We start from the raw sequence: 20,193 nt of genomic DNA on the forward strand, positions 1-20,193 counted from the left end.
GTACAATACCGAACTCATTTTACCCAAGCTGCCTGAAGCAATATCGTGTCTAACTTTTAGGGGTCACTTCACCTATTGCTTAAAAAGGATTGGGCTTTTTGAATGTAAAGAATAGATAGACTTAAGATAATCCTGGCGGTTGCTTACATAACAGATTGATCCGCCATCCCCTTTTTATAACTTTTCCTTATATCCAGAGCACTTATTAATAAAACAACCCAAAGAATAGGATTGGAGAAAGAAATGCCTGATTGAGAGTTCCCTCCAAGTAGAGTAAAGATAACAATGAGAATAAGTAAATATAACGGGAACACGGCTTGCCAAAGTACATCAAATTTTTGCTCCTTCTGAAAAGGCAGCAGAAAGATACCGGCACAATAGACAACGAGAAGGCTGCCAACTAGAATTGGTTTTGGAACTAATACGATTTCGCTGATGCCTGGAAAAAAATCGAATAGTAATAATATGGTCATGAGGCTCAGCAAAAGCAGTAAGACAACCTTATCCCGTTGAATCATTACAAGTCTCCTCTCTTATAAAAATGAAGGTCATAAACATATCGAGTCATCATAAACGTACTCCTATACAATCTTCAAAAGAAATACTGCGAATCATATTTATTCAGAAATTGCTAAAATATACTCCCGGACCAAGTTGAGCATCTTTTCTTGCATGTCACTGTCATTCTTTTCTCTATCAATCGAATAGCCAATATGATAAATGTATCCATCATAATAAGCATAAAACTCATTTGCTTGTGTACCGACAATTCTAATCTGATTCTTCGTTTCATCAAGGTCATAATATCTGTATAACAATGCACTATTCGTCGTGAGAATTTGCTGGTACACCGGCACACCCGTCAAGAGTTCCATTTTTTTAAGCTCGTTTCCTACAGTATCAAGGTTGTCGTCTATCGTTTTTCCTTCCAAAGGATTCCGATCACTTTCGGTTGCAGAGATGATAAAAAAATCTCCTGGTCTTGCATCATCCTGATTAAAAAAACCAATTTGAACTTGGCTTAACCGCTCTCCTTTTTTAGCAGACGAGGTAACAAGATACGCCGTTTCCCTGGCGGTTTCAAAAGGCAGTCGATCCGTACCTATTTGATTGATGGCCCTCTTCATTTGCTCATATAAAGGAGATGTTACCTCATCGCTTGCAGCAAGGTCATAGTAGCGAACGTGTTCTCTTTCATTGAGAACATCGTACGTATGAAAATACTCGCTAAAAGTGAGCCCGTCGCCCTTAATCGTCTGTGCCTTTGTCTTAATGAAAAACACTCCTGCCAACAGGCAACAAATAAGAAAAACTGGAAGTATCCTCTTTATTATCTTTGCAGGATTCACTTTTCTATCACCTCCAGAATTTCGTCACAGGTTGTGTAACCCTTTTTTGGTGCGGACCTACAGATCGTCAATTTTGTTATAAATCCCAAACCATACTGCACGAGATATTTAGTTTGTGCCAAATCCACATCTCCAAAAGACGCTGCAGCTCCGCCTCTATTTCTTTTTTATCCAAATTCAAGTCAATTCCTAACTGATCTAACGTAAAGGTTTCCGTCTCTGCTTCACCTATATAATTGGGACTATTGAATGAAAAAGTTACTGTTTTAACCAAATCACTATCCCCCGTAGAATTTTCCATTTTTCACCAGCGAGACCTTCTTTTTATTCGCATGCCAACCGCAAGATGAATTCCTTCGAATCCGTCTCCACAGCTTACTCCACAACATAACGTCTGAATTGTACATAACTTAAAACAGTCAATACAAGTCCAAAAGCCCCTACTAACAGCAGCCCATTCGTCACATTGATCATCTCATTAAATTGGGCGACGGCAAATTCACCGGTAATGACTCGATGTAAGTCTACATAGGTAAACGGATTGAACGGTGATTTTGGCAACACAGTTATGCCAAAAAAAGTGGCAATGAGCAGCAGTGCAGCGTTCACACTCGGGTTTTTGAAAAAGAGCGACAGCAGAAAATAGACGGAATACATCAGGAATACCAGAGCCGCTGTCAACAGGAGAACAATTCCCAAGTAGTTCCCGAGCGTAGTAAAATGAAATTCATCGGTCCATTCGTTCAATATATTTGCCTTTTTTAATCCTAGCAGGCTTTCGCCCGGACCATCGTACATCAAAACAGGAAACTGCAAGCTGCCTACACCAACTGTGAAAAGGCTTGAAAGGAGTGGCACGCATAAAATCAAGAAAACGAATAGAAGAGTAAATAACAATCCGCTGCCAAACTTAGCAAAAAACAATTTGGGTCGATTAACTGGCAGGACGGCATACATGTTCAGCCCTTTTTTCTTTTTCGTTGCTTCAGAAGAAACAGTGTTTCCGAAAACAAAGCAGCCGATCAAAATGATATATGGAATTACAAATGCAGGAATAATCTGATACAAGAAATAAAAACCAGGCATTCCATAGCGTTTCGTTGAACTTTCCCAAATTTCCAACGTCTTCCCTATAAATCGATCATAAAATGTTGGATGGAAAGATGTTATTGTATTTATTTGTACAAGTGGTTCCACTCCTGTTTCGGCCAACATCCGCTTTTCCTCAGCAGAGGCCCTCACAGTGAACATGGAAACTTGCTGTTCCATCATAGAATGCACTGGATAGTTCTGACTCTTTGAAATGGCAACATCGCGATTCAGTTCTTCGTACTGCTTTTGGGCAACGGCTGCCCAATTACCCGCTTCAATATGATTCAAATCAAACTTTTTGTCTGCAAGCATATTTTCATAGCTATTAATACTTATCTCTAAATCAAGAGCCTTCGCGCTATCTCCGGCCTTTTTTGCGGCTTCCAACTCAAGACGGTCTTGCGCAATCTTTTTAGGAAATTCGATTTGGCTATTCTTTAAGTCAAACATGCGATTCGTGTTCAGGCGTTCCGCAACGGAATAATTAAAGAAGTAGTAGCCGGACATCGCCACAACCGAAAGAATCAAGGCAATCCAAATAGATCTCTTTTTGATCATTTTTCTACATTCAAAGAGAAAGTGCTTCATCTCACATTCCTCGCTTTCGGTTGAGCATCAATGTAGCTGCCAGCATAAGTGTTAGTGCCACGCACAGCACAGCAACGCCGCCAGGGAAAAACTGGGGTGTCCTTAAAATAGCCTGGTCCACCATTTGATATGTGAATGGATTAAAGAGATTTTGAAACCCATAGCTATCAATGAGCCAGCCCCCCGCAATGATAAAAAGCAGTGCAGAGAACGTAACGATTGTATTTTGAAATAGATACGCTAGCAACAGAAACATGCCAACTGAAAATACCATAAAACTGAAGCTATACAAGGCTGCTTCTACTAAATACTCGCCTGAACTAATAAAGGTATCTTGGCTCGTAAAAATAGGATATTGAAAGATATTTCCTTTAGCCCGGCCAAGCAGTTCACCTAACCCATAGGAAGTGGCAAAAATGATAGCAAGCCAAAGAATTCCGCCACTAACAATGGTTATAAATTTGATGAACATATATTGGATTCTTGTCATGGGCAAGGTTAATACTTGACGTATGCTATTATCATCAAATTCTCTCGTTACAATGAGACCCAACACAAACAGCAGCATGACGAAACCGACAGGATTCATTACTAACGAAATGACTTTTTTCATAAAGATCGAAGTTTGAATCGAAAAATTAAAGTCTTCCTTCGGCAGGTTCCTCTTCAGGAGCTCCTCATTCAATTTCATCGTATTCTCCATATCGATCACGCTGACTCCAAAATACGAGCCATCAAACTTAGTATATTCCATAGCCGATTCATAAACTAAAATCTCTTTCTCTAATTCGCTTTTCCAATCTTGGCTAATTATTGCACTAATTAATTCTTGCAGTTTCGTAGAAAGATCCGTCCCAAAATGCAATTGTGCTTTAAGACTCTTTGACTTGCCCTTCTTCATCTCTTGCTCTATGTTAAGAAGTTGCTGGTTCACATCGTTTTGCAGCTCTGTAAAATACTCGATCTTCTTAATTTCAATTTGCCCCTGCGACATATGGTTATAAAAAAACAATCCAAAAACAAAGACGAAAGTCAGCTGTAAAAATACAGGAAACACCTCGAGCCGAGAGATTTTTTTCCATTCAAACAAGATTTTTTTCATACGGTGCTCCTGAAAAAATCTCTTTGTATAATTTCTCTGATCCTGTTTTTTCTTTTTGGATGTCAAGAATTTGCAGCCCTTCCGACTTGATTAAATCAATCACATTATCAAGCTGTTCACTACTCGAATGAAGGCGGATGCCACCCGATTCGTTTGCTACATTAACTTGATATCCATTATCCAGTAGCACCCTCTTGGCACGCTCCTGATCCGAAACCAAAATGTCATAGTATGTATCCTCAAATTGATGCATATCGACTTGTGTCAGTTTTCCATCCTTCAGAAATAGTATTTGCTTAGTAACACGATCGATTTCAGCTAAATTGTGAGAAGACAAAAGAATGGTAGTGCCACTGCCGGCAAGCTCCAAGAGGATTTTCCTCATTAATATGGCACTAGTCGGGTCCAAGCCATTCAGCGGCTCATCCAGAAGCAGGAGCTTTGGTTGGTTGATAAGCGACATTGCCAACAGCAAATGCTGTTTCATCCCAAGTGAATAATTGCCGACGGTCTTCTTCAAATAGCCTTCCATGCCCACATATTCCGCCACTTCTTTCACTCGGTCTTTAGGCATTTTTTGTACATCACTAATATATTTCAAGTGGTCATACCCTGTTAAGTAATCGAACAATACCGTATTATCCTGAAGAAAAGCAACTTCCTTAAAGACCGCTGAGTCTTTATTGCTCTTTCCCATCAGTTCAACCGTTCCAGAATTCGCTGGAAGAATATTTGTGACAACGTTTAAAAAAGTCGTCTTTCCCACTCCGTTTGGCCCGACAAGAGCCCAGATGCCAGGCGCATCAATGGTCAAGTCAATGTTATCGAGCACTTTGTGACCCTTATAAACTTTCGTCACACCCTTTACTGAAAGTATCCCCATTTGTCTATCCCCTCTTTCTGTAAAAAATGTATATCTATTAAACTATCGTACCATAGATTCTGAGGATTTTTTCAAATATTTTATTTTTACTGTCAAAGGAATGTTGTCTCCGTCGAAGCTCGTATCTGCTGGCTGACCGCTCGTATATCTCTACAACCTCTCGTATGTGCTGGCTGACCGCTCGTATCTTTTTCTAACCTCTCATATCTCCCGGCTTACCACTCGAATATTTTTCCAACCTCTCGTATCCGCTGGCTTACCGCTCGTATCTTTTTCTAACCTCTCGTATCCGCTGGCTGACCGCTCGTTTATTTCTGCGACCTCTTGTATCTCCCGGCTTACCGCTCGTATATTTTTCCAACCTCTCGTATCTCCCGGCTAACCGCTCGTATCTTTTTCCAACCTCTCGTATGTGCTGGCTAACCGCTCGTATCTTTTTCTAACCTCTCGTATCTGCTGGCTTACCGCTCGTATATCTCTCGAACCTCTCGTATCTCCAGGCTGACCGCTCGTATCTTTCTCCAACCTCTCGTATCTCCCGGCTTACCGCTCGAATATTTCCATTTACCACCCCATGAATCCCAAAAAAAAAGCGCAGCAAGTTAATTAACTCGCCACGCCTTTTCTATTACTTCTATCTGATCCATGCAAATCCGAAATCTTTTCCCTCTATTTCCACTGATCATACACCCAGCCAACATTGTACCGATACAGCTTGGATGGACGGTAGGCACCTGTCTTGATTTCCTTGCCTGTATCCACGACCATATCTTCCACATGCCGGCGGAATTGCACTTTGTTTAGCTCCCTGCCTAAGATTACCTCATACACTTGCTGCAAATCCGGCAGTGTAAATTCATCCCCCACCAAATTGAATGCGATATTTGTATAATTCACTTTGCCGCGCAGCCTCTCGAGTGAGTAGAGGATAATTTCTGCATGGTCAAAGGCAATGCCGTGCCGTTCGATAATGGTAGTAGTCGTTTTCGTGTTCGCTTGATCCGTCTCTGTAACTTTCTCCACTATTGCCGAAACAGTAACAGTACCAGAAAGCAACTCCAGTTTTATCGTTTCGGTCCGCCTCATGACCTCCCCATCCAGCTCGTCGTGGCTATCAACTATTTGATCCCTGACGGTAAACCATCGTACATCCTCCGCATCATCGCCAGCCTGCAGAGGTGGCAGCTTTTCCTGATCGACAAGTGCCAAATAACTAACGCTGACAATGCGCATTCTCGGATCCCGATCTACTGCACTCCAGGTGTAAAGTTGTTCCGCATAGACACCGTCTACGCCCGTTTCCTCCTTCAGTTCCCGCTGCACCGCTGTATCCAGATCTTCGTCGATCCCCATGAAGCCACCTGCCAACGCCCAGTCTCCCTTATATGGATGCCCTCCCCGCCGGATGAGCAGCAACTGCAATTCTTTCTCCGCCTTTTTCCTTTTATCTGATGCCTTTTCCGTTGCTATCGTGAATATGGCCATATCCGTTGTAACGGATGGTTTCTCATACTTGTCCTTCTCCGTCTTTCGATACTGCTCGATAAAGTCCCGTTCACTTAAATTCTGTAAGTCCCGCTCTTTCATTGACGTCTACCCCTTCCCGAAACATAACTTAGTTGCATCTTAATACTATCTTTATTTAATTTCAACTTTTTCAGCTATTCGTTTTAATTCTTTCGCGCGATTTTCAATAAAGTTCCTCATATATTTTTCCAAAAACAATTTATCAGCCAAGACACCAAGAATACCAAGAGGAGATTTGTAAGAGAAGGTATCTCTCATAATAGTTCCTGCCCCTCTTTCGATAAATTCATGTGTATGTGTAAATGAATGAAAGGCTCACTTCACCATCACATCCGTAAATTGATATGGTTTGTTCATCTCGATAATTTTAGCAGTTAATTGTTGTCTTACTCCTAGGTGGGTGGCTTCCCAAGTAACGGTATCTCCTTGTTCCATCAATCCAGATGTCACACCAGCAATTGCTCTTTCCTTTGTTTTACTTGTTGTTTCCATGTGGATCTCCACGTTTCTTGAAAGATCAAAACAGACATGGATAGGTGCATTAACAAAAATATCGTATTTAATGATCGGCATAGTTTATGTACCTTTCTTACAAATAATTTTTCAACCAATATAACATGTAACAAAGAAAGTTATAGCCATCCCATAGTAATCACATCATCGTGGAAGAACTCAATCACATAATTTGATAAGGGGCAGTAAATATACTGGTCTGGCCCCATATACATAATCTCTTCAATACTTTCCATTGTTGTCGTTAATGAAGTTTTCACTAGAGGGTATCCGTGTAATCCGACAATAACATAGACTGGTAACGTATGATCCAAACCTTTCCACGAGAGAATATCCGTAATATGTTGCAGTTCTTCATAAGCTAAGACACTTTTATTACTCATTTTGTCCCAATCAATTCTTCCATACCAAGCAATCGGAAATTTGTCGGTCATCTCAATTTCAACCTGTTCACTTTCATAAGCATTTAAAATTTCCACTGCTCTTCCAGTCGAAAACAGTTCTCGCATTTCCGCTATACGCCGTTCGTTTTCCAATTTGTCTTCGTTCATTTTTCTAGCACGTACCAATTCTTCTAAACGTTTTTTTCTTTCTTCTCTATTCATTAGCTATTTCCTCCCTAACCAATACAACACATTTATTTCCTATAAATAAAAAAGGCTATTTTAATTATACTTATCTTTTAAGACAATATTTATATTAAATAAAGAAGGGTCCCAGAGAACCCTTCTCCTACTTCTTCGTTATAAGTTTAGTTATATGCTCAATCGCCCGATCAAGCCGTTCCTCATAATTCCCACTAACCGTCACGTACTTAATTCCTCGGGCATCAAACATTTGCTTCAGCACCTCATTCGTCTTTCTTCTTACTTCAGGATCGCAGAATGTCCGGTATCCATCTGCTACCCACTTCACGTCAGGCTCCAGGAATAAATACAAATCATAATCCTGCGACTGGATGACCCCTTCGATGAACTCCAGTTCCTCTCCCAAGTACATCTTCGCGTAGTATTGGGAAACAACTGCCTCGCTATCGATAAACAATAGTTTATTTGCCTTCTTGATTTTCTGGTATTCCATATGTTTATGGCCAAAGACGATTTCCTTGTAATGTTCTTCCGTGAGCAATGAACTGCCGTCACCAATCTCCTCACTCACTGTACGGCCATATTCCTCTACATATTCAGTGCCGAACAGCTGCGCCAAATTCCGTGTTAATGTGGATTTCCCGCATGATTCTACTCCGACTATGGCAACCTTCTTCGTATAATAGGGCTTCGCCGCCTCCGGAATCATATCCCAGTTAGCAAAGACTCCCTCATTCCGGATCTTTGTTGCGCTTATCGGAAAAATCTCCCGCGCCTCATCAATGACCACATGATGAATATCCTCCCCATAGATTTGCCTGAACCAGTAATCATACTCGCTTTCCGAACTGAAAATATGGGTGATCTTCTCAGGAATCATTTCAATCATTCGCCGTCCACCCTCAAGCCACATGTATTCCATGTCCTCTGTATAAGGATCTTCTACTGCCAAAACGGTTACATTCGGCATATTTTTCACAGATGTCATAATCCATTGCTGCCGCCTGCGAAAATCAATATAGTCGAGTCCCGCATCCTCGCATAATTTTCTGTCCCTTTCTTCGTGATAACTGACGAGCACATAAAGGTGATCTACTTGTGCAGCTGCTTTTGTGATGGCATATAAATGTCCTTTATGAAATGGAATGAATTTCCCACCATAATGTCCTATTTTTCGATCTTCTGTTTTATTTACATTTGTCATCGTCTTCTTCTCCCTTTGCCATAATTATTTGTCTACCACAACTTGCATCTTCGCTAATTTCAGCCAGTTCATATAGCCATAGACGGAGTTGACTAGAAATGCCGTCCACATAATGACCATGTTCCAATCGTTGCCTCCCGTCTGGACCATCGTGATCACCCACAACGAGATGGTGAGGAGATTCACTAAAATCCAGATCACCCATTGTTCCGCATATCGCTGAACCATTAGTATTTGAGCGATGACTGAAAGGACGACTGCCATGCTGTCAATCCGGACTTGCTGTGCCACGAGCAACGTTAACACTTCAGCGTAGACAAATGCTCCGATTGCGAAAGCTCCGATAACAATCATCCAACCTTTTAGGTTCAATCTCTTCACATATACGTTCTCACCTTGCTCGGACTCTTCTTTTTTCTTATAATGCTTCATCCAAAGCCAGATCCCGATAAATTGCATCGGAAAGTAAAACAGCCAATTTAACATCGATTCACCGTATAATCCATATCCATAAGCGATATAGCCGTATGTTACCGTCTGGATGATTCCAAAAACATAGTTTGATACCTTCCCTTTTGCCACTAGTACGACGCACAACATACCAGCTATCGAACTGATCAATCCAAGTAATGTATCCTCAAAAGCAAAATATAAATAGATTGTAATGCCTGTAAAAATGACTATCCATGCTTTTTCGAAGATAGACCATTCCGCCAAATACCCCTTCATTCTCTCTGCCATCATTCTCCCTCTCCTTTACTTAGTTTTATTTTGTTACTATCTATACTTAGTATATTATTGTATCTATGTATTGTCAACTGGTTTTTAAAAATAAAAAAACTCTCATCGTTGCAGCTGGAAACTGCTTGATGAGAGCTTGGTCAAATGGATTACTTCAGTTGATCAGTTAAATTCATTATTGTAGCGACTGCCTTCTCAGCTGCCTGCAATGCCCCTTCTAAATGTCCACCAAACTGTTGATCCGTTTCGGTTCCTGCAAAAATAAGGTTCTTTCCCCAAATCCCTGTATCGGGCGGATACCCATATTGAGGGAAATCATGGAGACGATCCAAGTCTTCCTCAACCGCTGTGTTGGCGTCTGTTGACCAATCTTTATAGAGCATGGCTTTCATATTGTGAGCTTCTGGTCCAAAAAGTCTTTCTAGCTGACTGGTTACCACTTTGAGAAGTTCCTCCTGACCGAGCTCTCGGCGTTGTTTTGACGGCCAGCCAAAGAAGCCAAATAATGCACCTGAACCTGTTTCAGGAGACGCATCATGTATTTCCTGTAATGGACCAACCCAGCTGGTAGCATTTCCAGAGAGGCCGACTTCTCTCCAAAAAGGACGTTCATACACGGCAACTACTTTCGCATGGCTAGCCATCCATGTCGGTTTGCTTGCAAGGTCTGAAAGCAGGTTCGGTGGAAGAGGTGGTAAAAATTCAATATGACGAGCAACCATTCGAGGTGGCAACGCCAGGATGGTAGCACTCGCCATAAATTCTTTACTTGTTCCATTACTAAGGACAGTCTGAATTGAGAATTCGCTCGCTGATTCTTGCCGGATTGCCGACACTGTTGTACTAAGCTCAATAATTTCCGGAGGGATTGTGTCCGATATGGCTTCAATGAGAGTCTGCACGCCACCTCGAATACGGATTGACCTTGCATTCGTGTTTTCTGGTAATGTATAGCGTTTTGGGACTTCATTCAGAGACTGTTCAACCAATAAAGCACCTTTCGTATATTGATCGAACGTTGCAACATTCAATTCCTTCACGAGGCTACTGATCTTCTGCTCGTATTGCGGCCAAAACCAAGTGGGGCCGAGATCGAATCTGCCAAGGTCTGGTCTGTCCGCATCTGAAATACTTAGCACCCTGCCGCCGATCCGGTCTCTCGCTTCCAGCAGCCTGCATGCAATGCCTTGTTTGGTCAGCAACGCGGCCGTCCAAAGTCCGCTTACACCTGCTCCAATTATAATAATCGGATGTTTCATATACCTTCCTCTTTCTAACTTTAGATGACCGAACTTGAATACCTATACCATCTCTGTAGCTTAACCAACTCTGCGGATTAAATGGTTTTTTTGGACGTGTCCAATTGACTGGATGTCTTTTTTCTATCGATGCTTGCCCTAATTACAATAGGAATTAGCAATAAAGCTAATAACCCGCCAAAAATTGAAAGTGCAGCATAGCTTGATTGGGCTACAATGACTCCAGACAATCCTCCACCAAGCGCACCAGATAATGCAATTCCTACATCTACTGAGCCCTGCGTCTTTGCCCGATTGGACGGTGAAGTAGCATCCACAATCATGGCTGTACCACTTATTAAACCGAAATTCCATCCAAGACCCAGCAAAATGAGTGAGATTACAAGCATTGCCATTGATTCGCCTGAGCCGCTTGCAGCTAAAATACCTGTAACAAGTAACGTTACAGCAGATCCGATGGCCATTTTTACGCGCCCAATTTTATCAACAAGATAGCCGGTGACTAATGAAGGTAAAAACATGGCTCCTATATGAAATCCAATCACGAGTCCGACTGCTTGCAAACTATGTCCATGATGCCCCATATGGATGGGAGTCATCGTCATAATCGCTGTCATAACAAATTGAGTCAATATCATAACGGCGGCTCCGGCAAAAACACCCCTTTTGTTTAGCGTTAAACGAGTGGATTGTCTCTCTTTGTTGGATTGGCTGGCAGCTTTTTGCTCATTGATCGCTTTCGCAATTAGCAAAGGATCCGGCCGAAGGAAAGCCAATAATATCAAGCCAGCAAGTATGTAAGCCGCAGCAGCCAGCAAAAAGGGGCCAGCTAGAGAAGGTATGCCGATCGATTCAGCTACCCCACCCATGACTCCCACCAGATTAGGTCCAGCAACTGCACCCAATGTGGTCGACACCATGGCCACGCTAATCGCCTTGGCCCTTTGTTTGTTAGTCGCCAAGTCTGCCCCGGCATAGCGTGCCTGTAAATTTGTCGCTGAACCAGCTCCATAAATTAAGAGGGAGACAAATAATAAGTAGATATTATTCGTTAATGCCGAGAGAACGACTCCAATTGCACCGGCGCCTCCAATCAAAAAGCCGGCTGCCAGTCCTGACCGGCGTCCATAATGCTGTGAAAGTCGCCCGACAAGCAGTGCTGCGCCTGCAGATCCTAATGTAAATAATGCGGTCGGAAGGCCCGTCACACTATCTGTACCTAGCATGTTCTGGGCTATAAGTGCTCCTACTGTGATGCCGGCAGCAAGGCCAGCACCTCCAAAGATTTGGGAAAGAACTACAACTATTAAAGTACGCTTATATAACTGCTGTTGTTTTTCTAACGAACTTACGTAGCTTTGTACCAATGCAGAATGTGTATCCGCTCTTTTTGTACGATTTTTCACTATATGCCACTCCCCTTTCTTACCTAAATAAATTTTTGTTTACGTTACAACTTGAAGAAACTCTTATCAACAATAAATATGCCGGTCAATCTATTCATAAGAAAACACTTTCGAGGGCTCTGTACTTTACTATGTCATGCTTCTCTTAGATTGACAATATTACATCGCGTTTTAACTAGTAGCAAAGGGGTAAATTCCTTTTACAAAGAGGAGGTGGCCCTGTAATGCCGTTTGATTATAATCTTGACTACGACAATCTCGATTTACGAAAGCATCCTGAGTTGTACCGGGTAGGAAAAGGCGAACAAGGGGTTTTATTAGTAGAACCATATAAAAGTGAAATATTGCCCTATTGGCGCTTTAAAACACCTGCAATTGCCAAAGAATCGGCTGAGAAGATTATGGATCTGTTTGAAGTATACCGTCAAGATGACGATTTTGTCGGTATGGATATGGCGCGGAAATTCATTCAAATGGGCTATACACGGGCACGGCGGTATACAAATTATAAAGGGGGGCGCAAATATAATGAGGATGGTTCAATAAAAGAGCGACAGATCGATCCGGAAAAAGCAAAATCGGCTGAAATATTCAAAGTCTACTGGGATAAAATCCGGGAAGACGAAGACTATTTAAAGAGAAAGAAAGCCCATCAACAGGAGTATGGATAAAGCATGCCAAAACATCCATATAAGGAGGTTCCCAGTGATGAATTCATCCCTTTTGTGCTACACTATGGGGCAAGGAGGGAAATCAATGAATCAAAATGATAAAATGACCGGGGATGAAAGGCGGCAATTTCTACTTGAGACTCTGCAAAACTCTAAAAAGCCATTGACGGGCAAAGAGCTCGGCGAATTGACAAATGTCAGCCGCCAAGTCATCGTAGGCGACATGACATTGCTGAAAGCAAAAAACGAGCCTATTGTAGCAACGAGCCAAGGATACATATACATGCAGGAATCGCCTGAAGGACAAAGAATCGAGCAAGTGCTCGTATGCCGACATACACCTGAACAAACAGAAGAAGAATTATACATCCTTGTTGACCACGGCATTACAGTGAAAGATGTAAAAGTGGAACACCCTGTCTACGGTGACTTGAGTGCATCCATCATGGTAAGCAACCGGCGGGACGTAAAGGAATTTCTTCTGCGGATTGAAGAATCAAATGCCTCTTACTTATCCAATCTTTCGGAGGACGGCATCCATCTGCATACTGTCATAGCAGACCGAAAAGAACAAATTACGGATGCTTTGGCGGAGTTGAAAAAAGCGGGAATCCTGGTGGAATGAAGGATTCCCGCTTTTTTACGTTGAATATATCTACAAAGACTTTTCATTACAAAGGAGGAGAAATGGGTTGTTCCGCCTAAAAAACCTCGTACTATTAATTTTCCTAGTAAGCGTTTTAACCGGTTGCCAATTGGCAGAAGTTAAAAATGAGGTTCCAATTGAAATGGTGGCCTTTGGTAGCCTAACAGATGAAGAACAAAAGCTGTTCCCTGCCAGCCCGAAGGATTCGACCATCCGAAAAGTTTCGGTAACAGAAGAAATTGAGCCATTTCTTGAAAAAGACTATGAGCAGGATGAAGTTTATATGGTAACATTTCACAATACAGAAACGGATTTAGGTGAACTCTCCGTATTTGTTGGCGCAGATAAAAAGACGGTGATTGGAAAAGGATTCATTTCCAAACCATAATACATTACTATTTTAGCTTCTCATTTTGTTCCAGCAAATCGATGATTCGATCCAATTTTTGTTCAATCAATTCGGTCTGCACAATTTGCTTTTTTTGATTTCTGGATCGTGTCCTGATGAAGAGTACCAGCGATACAAAAAACAGAAGAACTAACAATAGTATGAGTACTGTAAAAAAGATATCTCCAAAATGAACAACGGTATTTGTTGAAGTCACTTTATCCTCTCCTTACTGCAAGTCAAAATTACCGTAGTCCCACTTCTCGATCAAGTTGGGCTAAAAACTCTACCATAAAGGCATGTCTCTCTTCTGCCAGCCGCTTTCCTTCTTCTGTCACCATCAGATCTTTCAACAAGAGTAACTTTTCATAGAAGTGTGTGACGGATGAGGTGCTTTTTGTTCTGTACTCCTCTTCCGTCATGGAAAGGCGTGCTGATTCTGCTTTGTCATACAGCTTGCGCCCCTTCGCTCCACCGTAGGCAAATGTCCGGGCAATGCCGACGGCTCCAATCGCATCAAGGCGGTCAGCATCGCGGACGATGGCCCCCTCAATTGACTTTAAATCTTTTGACTGGCCTCCGCTGAAGGACACACTTTCAATCGTTTCGACGACTCGGTGTATGCTATCTGGACTTGCGCCGATGCTTGTCAAAACATCCTTTGGCGTGCGAGATTCAGCAGTCCGATATTTCGGGTCATCAATATCGTGCAAAAGGACGGCGAGCTGAACAATCATCGTGTCCGCCTCAGGGATCGTTATACAGATCGCTTCCGCATTTCTCCTCACTCGTTCGATATGATCAAAATCGTGGCTTGCATCAAATTCCTCGTAGATTGATCGTACTTGCTGTTCACATTGTAGTAGTAACTGTTCCATGGATTATCACCTTTCATTTCTAAGATGCAGGTTTTATTATTCCTTAGCATTATCTTTGAATATGTCGATAGTTGAGTCAAGATGAATTTCTTTCATTACCTCTAACGAAAGTTCGATTGCTTTTATTCTTCGTTCTAACAGAGTTTTTTGGGGACTGCCCGTTTTTGACTTCGTATACATGCTTTGAAGTGATGGCATTAAACCATTCAACACTTGCCGGGCTGCCAGTATTTCTTCTCGCGCACAATTATAAGGTTTGGAGCTCCACTTGTACTCAAGCAAGGCGAGACCGATTTCGACCGCTTGAAGTCTTTTTGAAACCAACGTAGTGCTGGCTCCTTTTTGCATCATTTGCTTCTTCGAATTTTCTAGTTTACGAAGTGTAGATTGCATCGATTCTACAGACTGCATCATTTCATGGACGGCTACCATCCTCGTGCTCTCCTCTCTTTCAGCTGAATTTTCATGACAGACTACGAAAGAGAAACGACGCTGCTTAAATCAGGGGCGTATTGAAATAGATCATCAAATGCTGTACCGTCTGATGAATAGGTATGAAATAAGTCAATCACCTCTCGACTTGTTCCTCCAGCTTTCCAGATGGATGAGAGGAATAATGCCAAACCGTAGTTTGTAACTGAAGAGTTGTGATCGAAGGCAGTCCGAAACATTTCAATACTTTCTTCATACTTGCAAATTGTATGGTACGTGCATCCCAAATTGTACAGAAGGACAGTCATAGAGTCTTTCGCCTGCCTGGAGGTATTCAAATCCCCCCAACTTCCTAAAGCAAAGTAGCTTTGGTTATCCATTGTACTTGAACTTAGAATCGCTTTCACTTCTTTTTCTAGCAACTCTCTTATCTTTATTGACACATCATATAGCAGGTCGTCTTCATTTGCCAAAAAAGCTTTCTCTAACAATAGTGTGTAATAACTGAATGTAGCAAAGGTTTGATTCTCCCAGTCGTGATCCTCTTGTAACAATTGGTCCATATGGCTGAAAGGAATTTCAATGGGAGAGAGCTTTTTCAGTTTTAAAAGAGATCCGATGGCAGCCCGATGACTTTCAAACCGAACTTCCCTGTTTTCTGCCGTTCGAGTAGCATGCTGACAGGCATATAAATACCAATTAAACCATTCCTCGAAATAGTCTCCTAAGGAAAGAGTCAAAGCTTGCGTTGTATCTGAAACGAACCAATGGAGCCGATCAGGAAATAGCTCCTCTTTCCCCCATTTGACGAATTGAATATGATTGTCATAAACCATCTGTGGTTTTCTCTGAACAGCATAGGCATCAGAAATATTCCAATACACCCATCCCATTTCATCTTTCGTTAACCTTCTGGAATTCTTAAAATCATAAAGTAATGCAACTATCTCTTCTAATTTATCATCTTGCAGCAAGCGGTTAAATTGCTTGTATATAACCAATCCAACTGATTCCCCTTTTTGAATGAACGTGACATTTAATAAGAAGCTGTATATCCATTAACTTAACAGATCAATATACCTTAGTTATTCATTCCTTTTCATCATTCGTCCATACCATTTTATACAAAAAGGCGAGTTCTTTATCTTCCATCCCCTTAGGAAAACTGCCATTCCAGCTGCCGATTACCTCAAATTCATTTTTTGTCGTTCCAGCCCACGCAGACAAATAAATAGGCTTACCTAATTCCAATTGCACTTTTTCCTTAATGAGGCTAGTGGAAGTGGTGGCTGTCATCGTATTATCGTAATTCGTTGTAACTTTGCCCGAAGGAATGCCAGCAATGAGCTTTAGGACACGCTGTTCTTCTTCTTCAAGTCTTTCAATGGCAAATGAAATGAGCGTATCGTCAAATTCAGTTTTGATTTCACTGTGAGTACGTAACAATTCACCTGCCAGTTCCCCATTTTTATATACCTCTACTGAAAATTGAATATCCTGATCCTTCCCCAAACTGCCATTCAAATGAAAGAAATCAATTTTCTCCACATCTGTTTTACTCATGAGTTCAAGTTCTTTTTCACTCATGGTATAAGGTGTAATCGTTAATTTCGCTTTGTTCTCCGCACAGCCTGTCAGCAGCAAGGCTATAATTAGTAACAAGCCACCGTTTAATAATTTTCGCAACGTTTTCCTCCTGAGTCGAATATTTTTCACATAATCACCATAAATATCTTCCTTTACAATCTTTATAAGTTGAACTTATTATTTTACCAATTCATTTTAGTTGATTGGAGTATAGAGCGGCGACTCTAGCGAACGTCGTTACGAAGAACGGCGTTTGCGAGTAAAAGCGTAGCGTTACGAGCAGGAAGTGAAGGCTGCCTTAATTTCTGAAAAACCCAGAAATACGGCAAATCGAACCCTTCGTTGTTCGATTGGCTGAAGCCGTGCACGCGGAAAGCGTCCGCTCGAAAATCAATGGTTGATGTTATGTATTTCAACTTATAAAGTAATGTTTTCTTAGTTATTATTGGCTTTTATTCACCCAATCTGTATTAGTGTTCGTCTTTAGTAGAATCCACTAATTCAGACTCAATCTCTTCGTCCGAAAGAAATTCATGTTTCTGTTCTTTTCGCTCTCCGCCGAACACTACTAATAATAAGCCGATTAGGAAAACAATGAGCAGTAACCAATCCAGTCCGAACATAATGGCAGCCGTCAGCAGTGTTAAACAAATTAATAATATCCCCATTAACCGATCCATTCAAATCCCCTTTTCGAATGATTTTTACAAGCCGACATAATTTCTGGGCAATTTGTTCTTTCCAATGAATGCCAACCTGCTTTTAATCATAACATGGGAAAGGGTTGGACAGCCAAAGAGTTTTCAATGGTGTCAGACAATTCATTGACGTTGTCTGTCGAATCATGTATAGTTAGGTCATCCATGTATATAATGGTAAAGACATCGAAACGCCTAGGGAGGAAAAATCATGTACCAAGGTAAAGTAAAATGGTTCAGCAATGAAAAAGGGTATGGTTTTATCGAAACGGATTCTGGAGAAGACGTGTTTGTCCACTATACAGGTATAGTTGCGGAAGGTTTTAAAACCTTGGACGAAGGACAATCTGTTTCTTTCGAGATCATTGAAGGAAACCGAGGGCCTCAAGCGGCGAATGTCTTAAAAATCGAAGAATAAAAACAATCATCCCGCTGAGGTGCTTTCAGCGGGATTTATTCTGTGTATTTATTCATTTCGTTTCCTAGAAACCTCAGTTGTTCACCAATTGTGCAGGTTTGGATGCAAAATTGATGGGCACCTGTCTTGCCGCAATCTTTGGCGAGCTGTTTCTTGATGAAGCAGCCTTCGCAATACGTATCCAGCATTTCATTTATTTCAGTCATGACTGTTAATTTATTCATAAAGAACCTCCAGCTTTATTGCGACAAATAGCCAGTCGCCTGCCCATACGATATTCATCTAAAACAGAATGGGTTCCTATATTTTAGTACGCTTCAAAAGCAATTGCAACTATTGTAAAGAGGTGATCCGATGATTGAATTATACGTGGATGGAGCGAGTGCCGGGAATCCCGGTAAGAGTGGAATTGGAATTTATATTAAAGGGGAAGGTCACGCTCTCAAGATTTCTGAGCCAATCGACCCGACAAATAATCATACAGCTGAATTTTTGGCGCTTCTCCGTGGTATGGAGGAAGCAGCTAAGCTGACAACAGGTATCGTCTCAGCCCGTTCCGACTCGAAAATTGTCGTGACTGCAGTTGAAAATCAATTCGTGAAAAACGAACTCCATAAAGGCTACTTAGCACAAGTATTGAAAATCGCAGAGACGTTTGATTACTTTTTCATCAAGTGGATACCAGATAGTGAAAATCGCGCGGCAGATGAACTGGCCCGGCAGGCTATCCAACGGTAGTATGCCACCCTTCAATTTTTTGATGTGACGAAAAAAGAGCTGTCCGATAGGTTGTTAGCCATCCGGACAGCCTTTTATGCTTTCATGAAACGTATAACCCCATTATCCTCGTCGTATAGAACCCATTCCCTGTTTTCTATAACCGATCCAACATTGACGATAACGCGCTCTTTTCCTACTTCATACTCCTCACCAAACCGAATGCATTCCGGCTGTCCGTTTCGGAAGATTTCAGAACGGTGGGTATGGCCGAAAAAGACGAGCTTCCAATCTGGCGAAAGCTTCTGCCATGGATTGTCCCCGTAGTGCCATTGGTGCCCATGAATGACAAACGCCTCCCCGATTTGCATCGTTTCCGGCAGCCTCTCCAGCTCCGTGCGCAGCGGGTCTTTCGTTTTTGTAATAAACACAATCCGTTCTTCCTGGTTACCACGGATAGACGGGAATGTTAACATTTCACGGAATCCTTCGGGCAACAGCATGACGTCTTCCAAATTTTCATATTTAAAATCGGTTATATTTTTCTTGCTGATTGTACATTCGAATAAATCACCCGTACCGACCAATTTGGCGTCAGGGGCAATTTCCTCCACTTGTTTCAGCACAGCTGCTAAGTCGTTTGTGGAGGAATGGATATCACCAATGATTGCAAAACGCAAAACTTACTTCACCTCTTTGTCTACCACTTCTGTCGTAATCCAGTCGCTATAGCTGCCGACATAAAGCCGGGCATTTGCATAGCCGTTATGTTTCAGCATAGCGAACAGCGGGGCTGCCGTTACGCCGCTTCCGCAATAGGCAATGACAGGCTGGCCAGCTTCAGCTACAACATTAAGCTGATCTTTCACGTCTGCTTGCATATTGAATATGCCGTTCTGCTTTAATTTCTCCCAATCAAAATTCAAAGCGCCTGGGATATGTCCCGCAACGGGATCAATCGGTTCCATTTCTCCCCTATATCGTTCAGCAGAACGGGCATCCAGCAATGTATAGCCTGTACTTCCATCGACTGTCTTTTTCACAAAATCCTTGGATGCATATAAATGCTCTTGCCAAGTCGGCTCCACGTCTGTCCGATCTGGTTCGGGAACTACCAGATCGACCGGGAATCCATCTTCCTTCAATTTGTTGAATCCATCCAAACAGATCGAGGCATTCGTAAAGCCTGCATATTGAAGAATCCACCAAGCACGCGCAGCAAACGGGCTGCCGCCATCATCATAAATGATAATGTGATCGTCCAGCGCAAGACCTGACCTGCGGAACAACTCCGTCAGGTTAAGTTGATCCGGCAATGGATGTCTTCCTGATGGCTTGGACATGTCGGAGAGATCCTTCTCCAAATCCCAATAGATGGCTCCGCAAATATGTTCTGCTTCGTAATCCCCGCGTCCTTTGTTAGGATCTTGCAAGGAAGATCGTGTATCAATCCACTTGACAGATTGGCCTTTCAAGCTTTCGCCTGTCACAAAAACAGCTGTCATTA

The 20,193-nt window shown here is 42.0% G+C and carries 27 protein-coding genes and 1 pseudogene; 5 read left to right on the forward strand and 23 right to left on the reverse strand.

All coding sequences use genetic code 11. From position 1 onward, the window contains the following. Positions 1-143 precede the first annotated feature (143 nt). The 14 genes and pseudogenes from NCCP2222_RS06760 to NCCP2222_RS06825 form a co-directional block, all read right to left on the reverse strand. Positions 144-518, reverse strand: a complete 375-nt coding sequence (locus tag NCCP2222_RS06760) for a hypothetical protein (protein WP_248510873.1) — start codon at positions 516-518, stop codon at positions 144-146. 99 nt (positions 519-617) lie between these two features. Continuing rightward, entirely contained in the window at positions 618-1,349 is a 732-nt protein-coding gene (locus NCCP2222_RS06765; RefSeq protein WP_248510874.1) for a hypothetical protein, read from the reverse strand. Positions 1,350-1,425: 76 nt separating this feature from the next. Further along, positions 1,426-1,623 (reverse strand): hypothetical protein, encoded by a 198-nt coding sequence (locus tag NCCP2222_RS06770; RefSeq protein ID WP_248510875.1) that lies wholly within the window; start codon positions 1,621-1,623, stop codon positions 1,426-1,428. A 101-nt stretch (positions 1,624-1,724) separates the two neighbouring features. Next, complete coding sequence (locus NCCP2222_RS06775; protein ID WP_248510877.1) at positions 1,725-2,999, reverse strand: ABC transporter permease; 1,275 nt, start codon at positions 2,997-2,999, stop codon at positions 1,725-1,727. Positions 3,000-3,030: 31 nt separating this feature from the next. After that, positions 3,031-4,131, reverse strand: coding sequence for an ABC transporter permease subunit (locus NCCP2222_RS06780; RefSeq protein WP_248510879.1), 1,101 nt, complete (start codon positions 4,129-4,131; stop codon positions 3,031-3,033). After that, the gene (locus NCCP2222_RS06785) at positions 4,112-5,014 is read right to left on the reverse strand and encodes an ABC transporter ATP-binding protein (protein WP_248510881.1); all 903 of its coding nucleotides are present in this window, start codon (positions 5,012-5,014) and stop codon (positions 4,112-4,114) included. The genes NCCP2222_RS06780 and NCCP2222_RS06785 overlap by 20 nt, the downstream gene beginning before the upstream one ends. Positions 5,015-5,392: 378 nt before the next feature. After that, on the reverse strand, positions 5,393-5,539 hold the full coding sequence (locus NCCP2222_RS06790) for a hypothetical protein (RefSeq protein WP_248510883.1): 147 nt from the start codon (positions 5,537-5,539) through the stop codon (positions 5,393-5,395). A 144-nt stretch (positions 5,540-5,683) separates the two neighbouring features. Beyond that, complete coding sequence (locus NCCP2222_RS06795) at positions 5,684-6,601, reverse strand: NUDIX hydrolase (protein WP_248510886.1); 918 nt, start codon at positions 6,599-6,601, stop codon at positions 5,684-5,686. 51 nt (positions 6,602-6,652) lie between these two features. Then, positions 6,653-7,114: pseudogene (locus NCCP2222_RS06800) on the reverse strand (SRPBCC family protein). Positions 7,115-7,173: 59 nt separating this feature from the next. Then, positions 7,174-7,659 carry a CDI toxin immunity protein gene (locus NCCP2222_RS06805; protein ID WP_248510888.1) on the reverse strand — a complete coding sequence of 162 codons (486 nt, stop codon included), beginning with the start codon at positions 7,657-7,659 and terminating at the stop codon, positions 7,174-7,176. A 127-nt stretch (positions 7,660-7,786) separates the two neighbouring features. Then, positions 7,787-8,845 carry a multifunctional transcriptional regulator/nicotinamide-nucleotide adenylyltransferase/ribosylnicotinamide kinase NadR gene (gene nadR / locus NCCP2222_RS06810; RefSeq protein WP_248510890.1) on the reverse strand — a complete coding sequence of 353 codons (1,059 nt, stop codon included), beginning with the start codon at positions 8,843-8,845 and terminating at the stop codon, positions 7,787-7,789. A 24-nt stretch (positions 8,846-8,869) separates the two neighbouring features. Next, positions 8,870-9,589, reverse strand: coding sequence for a nicotinamide riboside transporter PnuC (pnuC, locus tag NCCP2222_RS06815; RefSeq protein WP_248510892.1), 720 nt, complete (start codon positions 9,587-9,589; stop codon positions 8,870-8,872). A gap of 146 nt (positions 9,590-9,735) precedes the next feature. Then, positions 9,736-10,845 (reverse strand): flavin monoamine oxidase family protein, encoded by a 1,110-nt coding sequence (locus NCCP2222_RS06820; protein WP_248510903.1) that lies wholly within the window; start codon positions 10,843-10,845, stop codon positions 9,736-9,738. A 77-nt stretch (positions 10,846-10,922) separates the two neighbouring features. Next, entirely contained in the window at positions 10,923-12,251 is a 1,329-nt protein-coding gene (locus tag NCCP2222_RS06825) for an MFS transporter (protein WP_248510906.1), read from the reverse strand. 224 nt (positions 12,252-12,475) lie between these two features. On the opposite strand from NCCP2222_RS06825, the gene NCCP2222_RS06830 reads away from it, so the two are divergent. The 3 genes from NCCP2222_RS06830 to NCCP2222_RS06840 all read left to right on the forward strand — a co-directional run bounded on the left by NCCP2222_RS06830 (position 12,476) and on the right by NCCP2222_RS06840 (position 13,956). Continuing rightward, on the forward strand, positions 12,476-12,922 hold the full coding sequence (locus tag NCCP2222_RS06830) for a DUF4385 domain-containing protein (RefSeq protein WP_248510908.1): 447 nt from the start codon (positions 12,476-12,478) through the stop codon (positions 12,920-12,922). Positions 12,923-13,007: 85 nt separating this feature from the next. Next, complete coding sequence (locus NCCP2222_RS06835) at positions 13,008-13,547, forward strand: transcription repressor NadR (protein ID WP_248510910.1); 540 nt, start codon at positions 13,008-13,010, stop codon at positions 13,545-13,547. 67 nt (positions 13,548-13,614) lie between these two features. Next, a complete protein-coding gene (locus tag NCCP2222_RS06840; protein WP_248510912.1) occupies positions 13,615-13,956 on the forward strand; it encodes a hypothetical protein in 342 nt (113 codons plus the stop codon). Positions 13,957-13,963: 7 nt separating this feature from the next. On the opposite strand, the gene NCCP2222_RS06845 is transcribed toward NCCP2222_RS06840, so the two are convergent. The 6 genes from NCCP2222_RS06845 to NCCP2222_RS06870 form a co-directional block, all read right to left on the reverse strand. Continuing rightward, positions 13,964-14,173, reverse strand: coding sequence for a DUF4083 family protein (locus NCCP2222_RS06845; RefSeq protein ID WP_248510915.1), 210 nt, complete (start codon positions 14,171-14,173; stop codon positions 13,964-13,966). Between the two features lie 28 nt (positions 14,174-14,201). Continuing rightward, entirely contained in the window at positions 14,202-14,834 is a 633-nt protein-coding gene (locus tag NCCP2222_RS06850; protein WP_248510916.1) for an HD domain-containing protein, read from the reverse strand. Positions 14,835-14,870: 36 nt separating this feature from the next. Next, positions 14,871-15,266, reverse strand: a complete 396-nt coding sequence (locus NCCP2222_RS06855) for a hypothetical protein (RefSeq protein WP_248510917.1) — start codon at positions 15,264-15,266, stop codon at positions 14,871-14,873. A gap of 41 nt (positions 15,267-15,307) precedes the next feature. Continuing rightward, positions 15,308-16,267, reverse strand: a complete 960-nt coding sequence (locus tag NCCP2222_RS06860; RefSeq protein ID WP_248510918.1) for a hypothetical protein — start codon at positions 16,265-16,267, stop codon at positions 15,308-15,310. Between the two features lie 88 nt (positions 16,268-16,355). Beyond that, positions 16,356-16,952 carry a hypothetical protein gene (locus tag NCCP2222_RS06865; RefSeq protein WP_248510919.1) on the reverse strand — a complete coding sequence of 199 codons (597 nt, stop codon included), beginning with the start codon at positions 16,950-16,952 and terminating at the stop codon, positions 16,356-16,358. Positions 16,953-17,323: 371 nt separating this feature from the next. Next, the gene (locus tag NCCP2222_RS06870) at positions 17,324-17,533 is read right to left on the reverse strand and encodes a hypothetical protein (RefSeq protein WP_248510920.1); all 210 of its coding nucleotides are present in this window, start codon (positions 17,531-17,533) and stop codon (positions 17,324-17,326) included. Positions 17,534-17,762: 229 nt separating this feature from the next. Between NCCP2222_RS06870 and NCCP2222_RS06875 the strand changes: the two genes are divergently transcribed. Beyond that, positions 17,763-17,969 carry a cold-shock protein gene (locus NCCP2222_RS06875; protein ID WP_184206376.1) on the forward strand — a complete coding sequence of 69 codons (207 nt, stop codon included), beginning with the start codon at positions 17,763-17,765 and terminating at the stop codon, positions 17,967-17,969. Positions 17,970-18,004: 35 nt separating this feature from the next. On the opposite strand, the gene NCCP2222_RS06880 is transcribed toward NCCP2222_RS06875, so the two are convergent. After that, positions 18,005-18,193, reverse strand: a complete 189-nt coding sequence (locus NCCP2222_RS06880; protein WP_207961760.1) for a zinc-finger domain-containing protein — start codon at positions 18,191-18,193, stop codon at positions 18,005-18,007. A 130-nt stretch (positions 18,194-18,323) separates the two neighbouring features. On the opposite strand from NCCP2222_RS06880, the gene NCCP2222_RS06885 reads away from it, so the two are divergent. Next, complete coding sequence (locus NCCP2222_RS06885) at positions 18,324-18,707, forward strand: reverse transcriptase-like protein (protein ID WP_248510921.1); 384 nt, start codon at positions 18,324-18,326, stop codon at positions 18,705-18,707. 74 nt (positions 18,708-18,781) lie between these two features. On the opposite strand, the gene NCCP2222_RS06890 is transcribed toward NCCP2222_RS06885, so the two are convergent. Further along, entirely contained in the window at positions 18,782-19,366 is a 585-nt protein-coding gene (locus NCCP2222_RS06890) for a metallophosphoesterase family protein (RefSeq protein ID WP_248510924.1), read from the reverse strand. A 3-nt stretch (positions 19,367-19,369) separates the two neighbouring features. Further along, positions 19,370-20,191 (reverse strand): sulfurtransferase, encoded by an 822-nt coding sequence (locus NCCP2222_RS06895; RefSeq protein ID WP_248510926.1) that lies wholly within the window; start codon positions 20,189-20,191, stop codon positions 19,370-19,372. Positions 20,192-20,193: the final 2 nt, after the last annotated feature.

This window comes from Sporosarcina sp. NCCP-2222 (assembly GCF_023168145.1).
Classification (GTDB): domain Bacteria; phylum Bacillota; class Bacilli; order Bacillales_A; family Planococcaceae; genus Sporosarcina.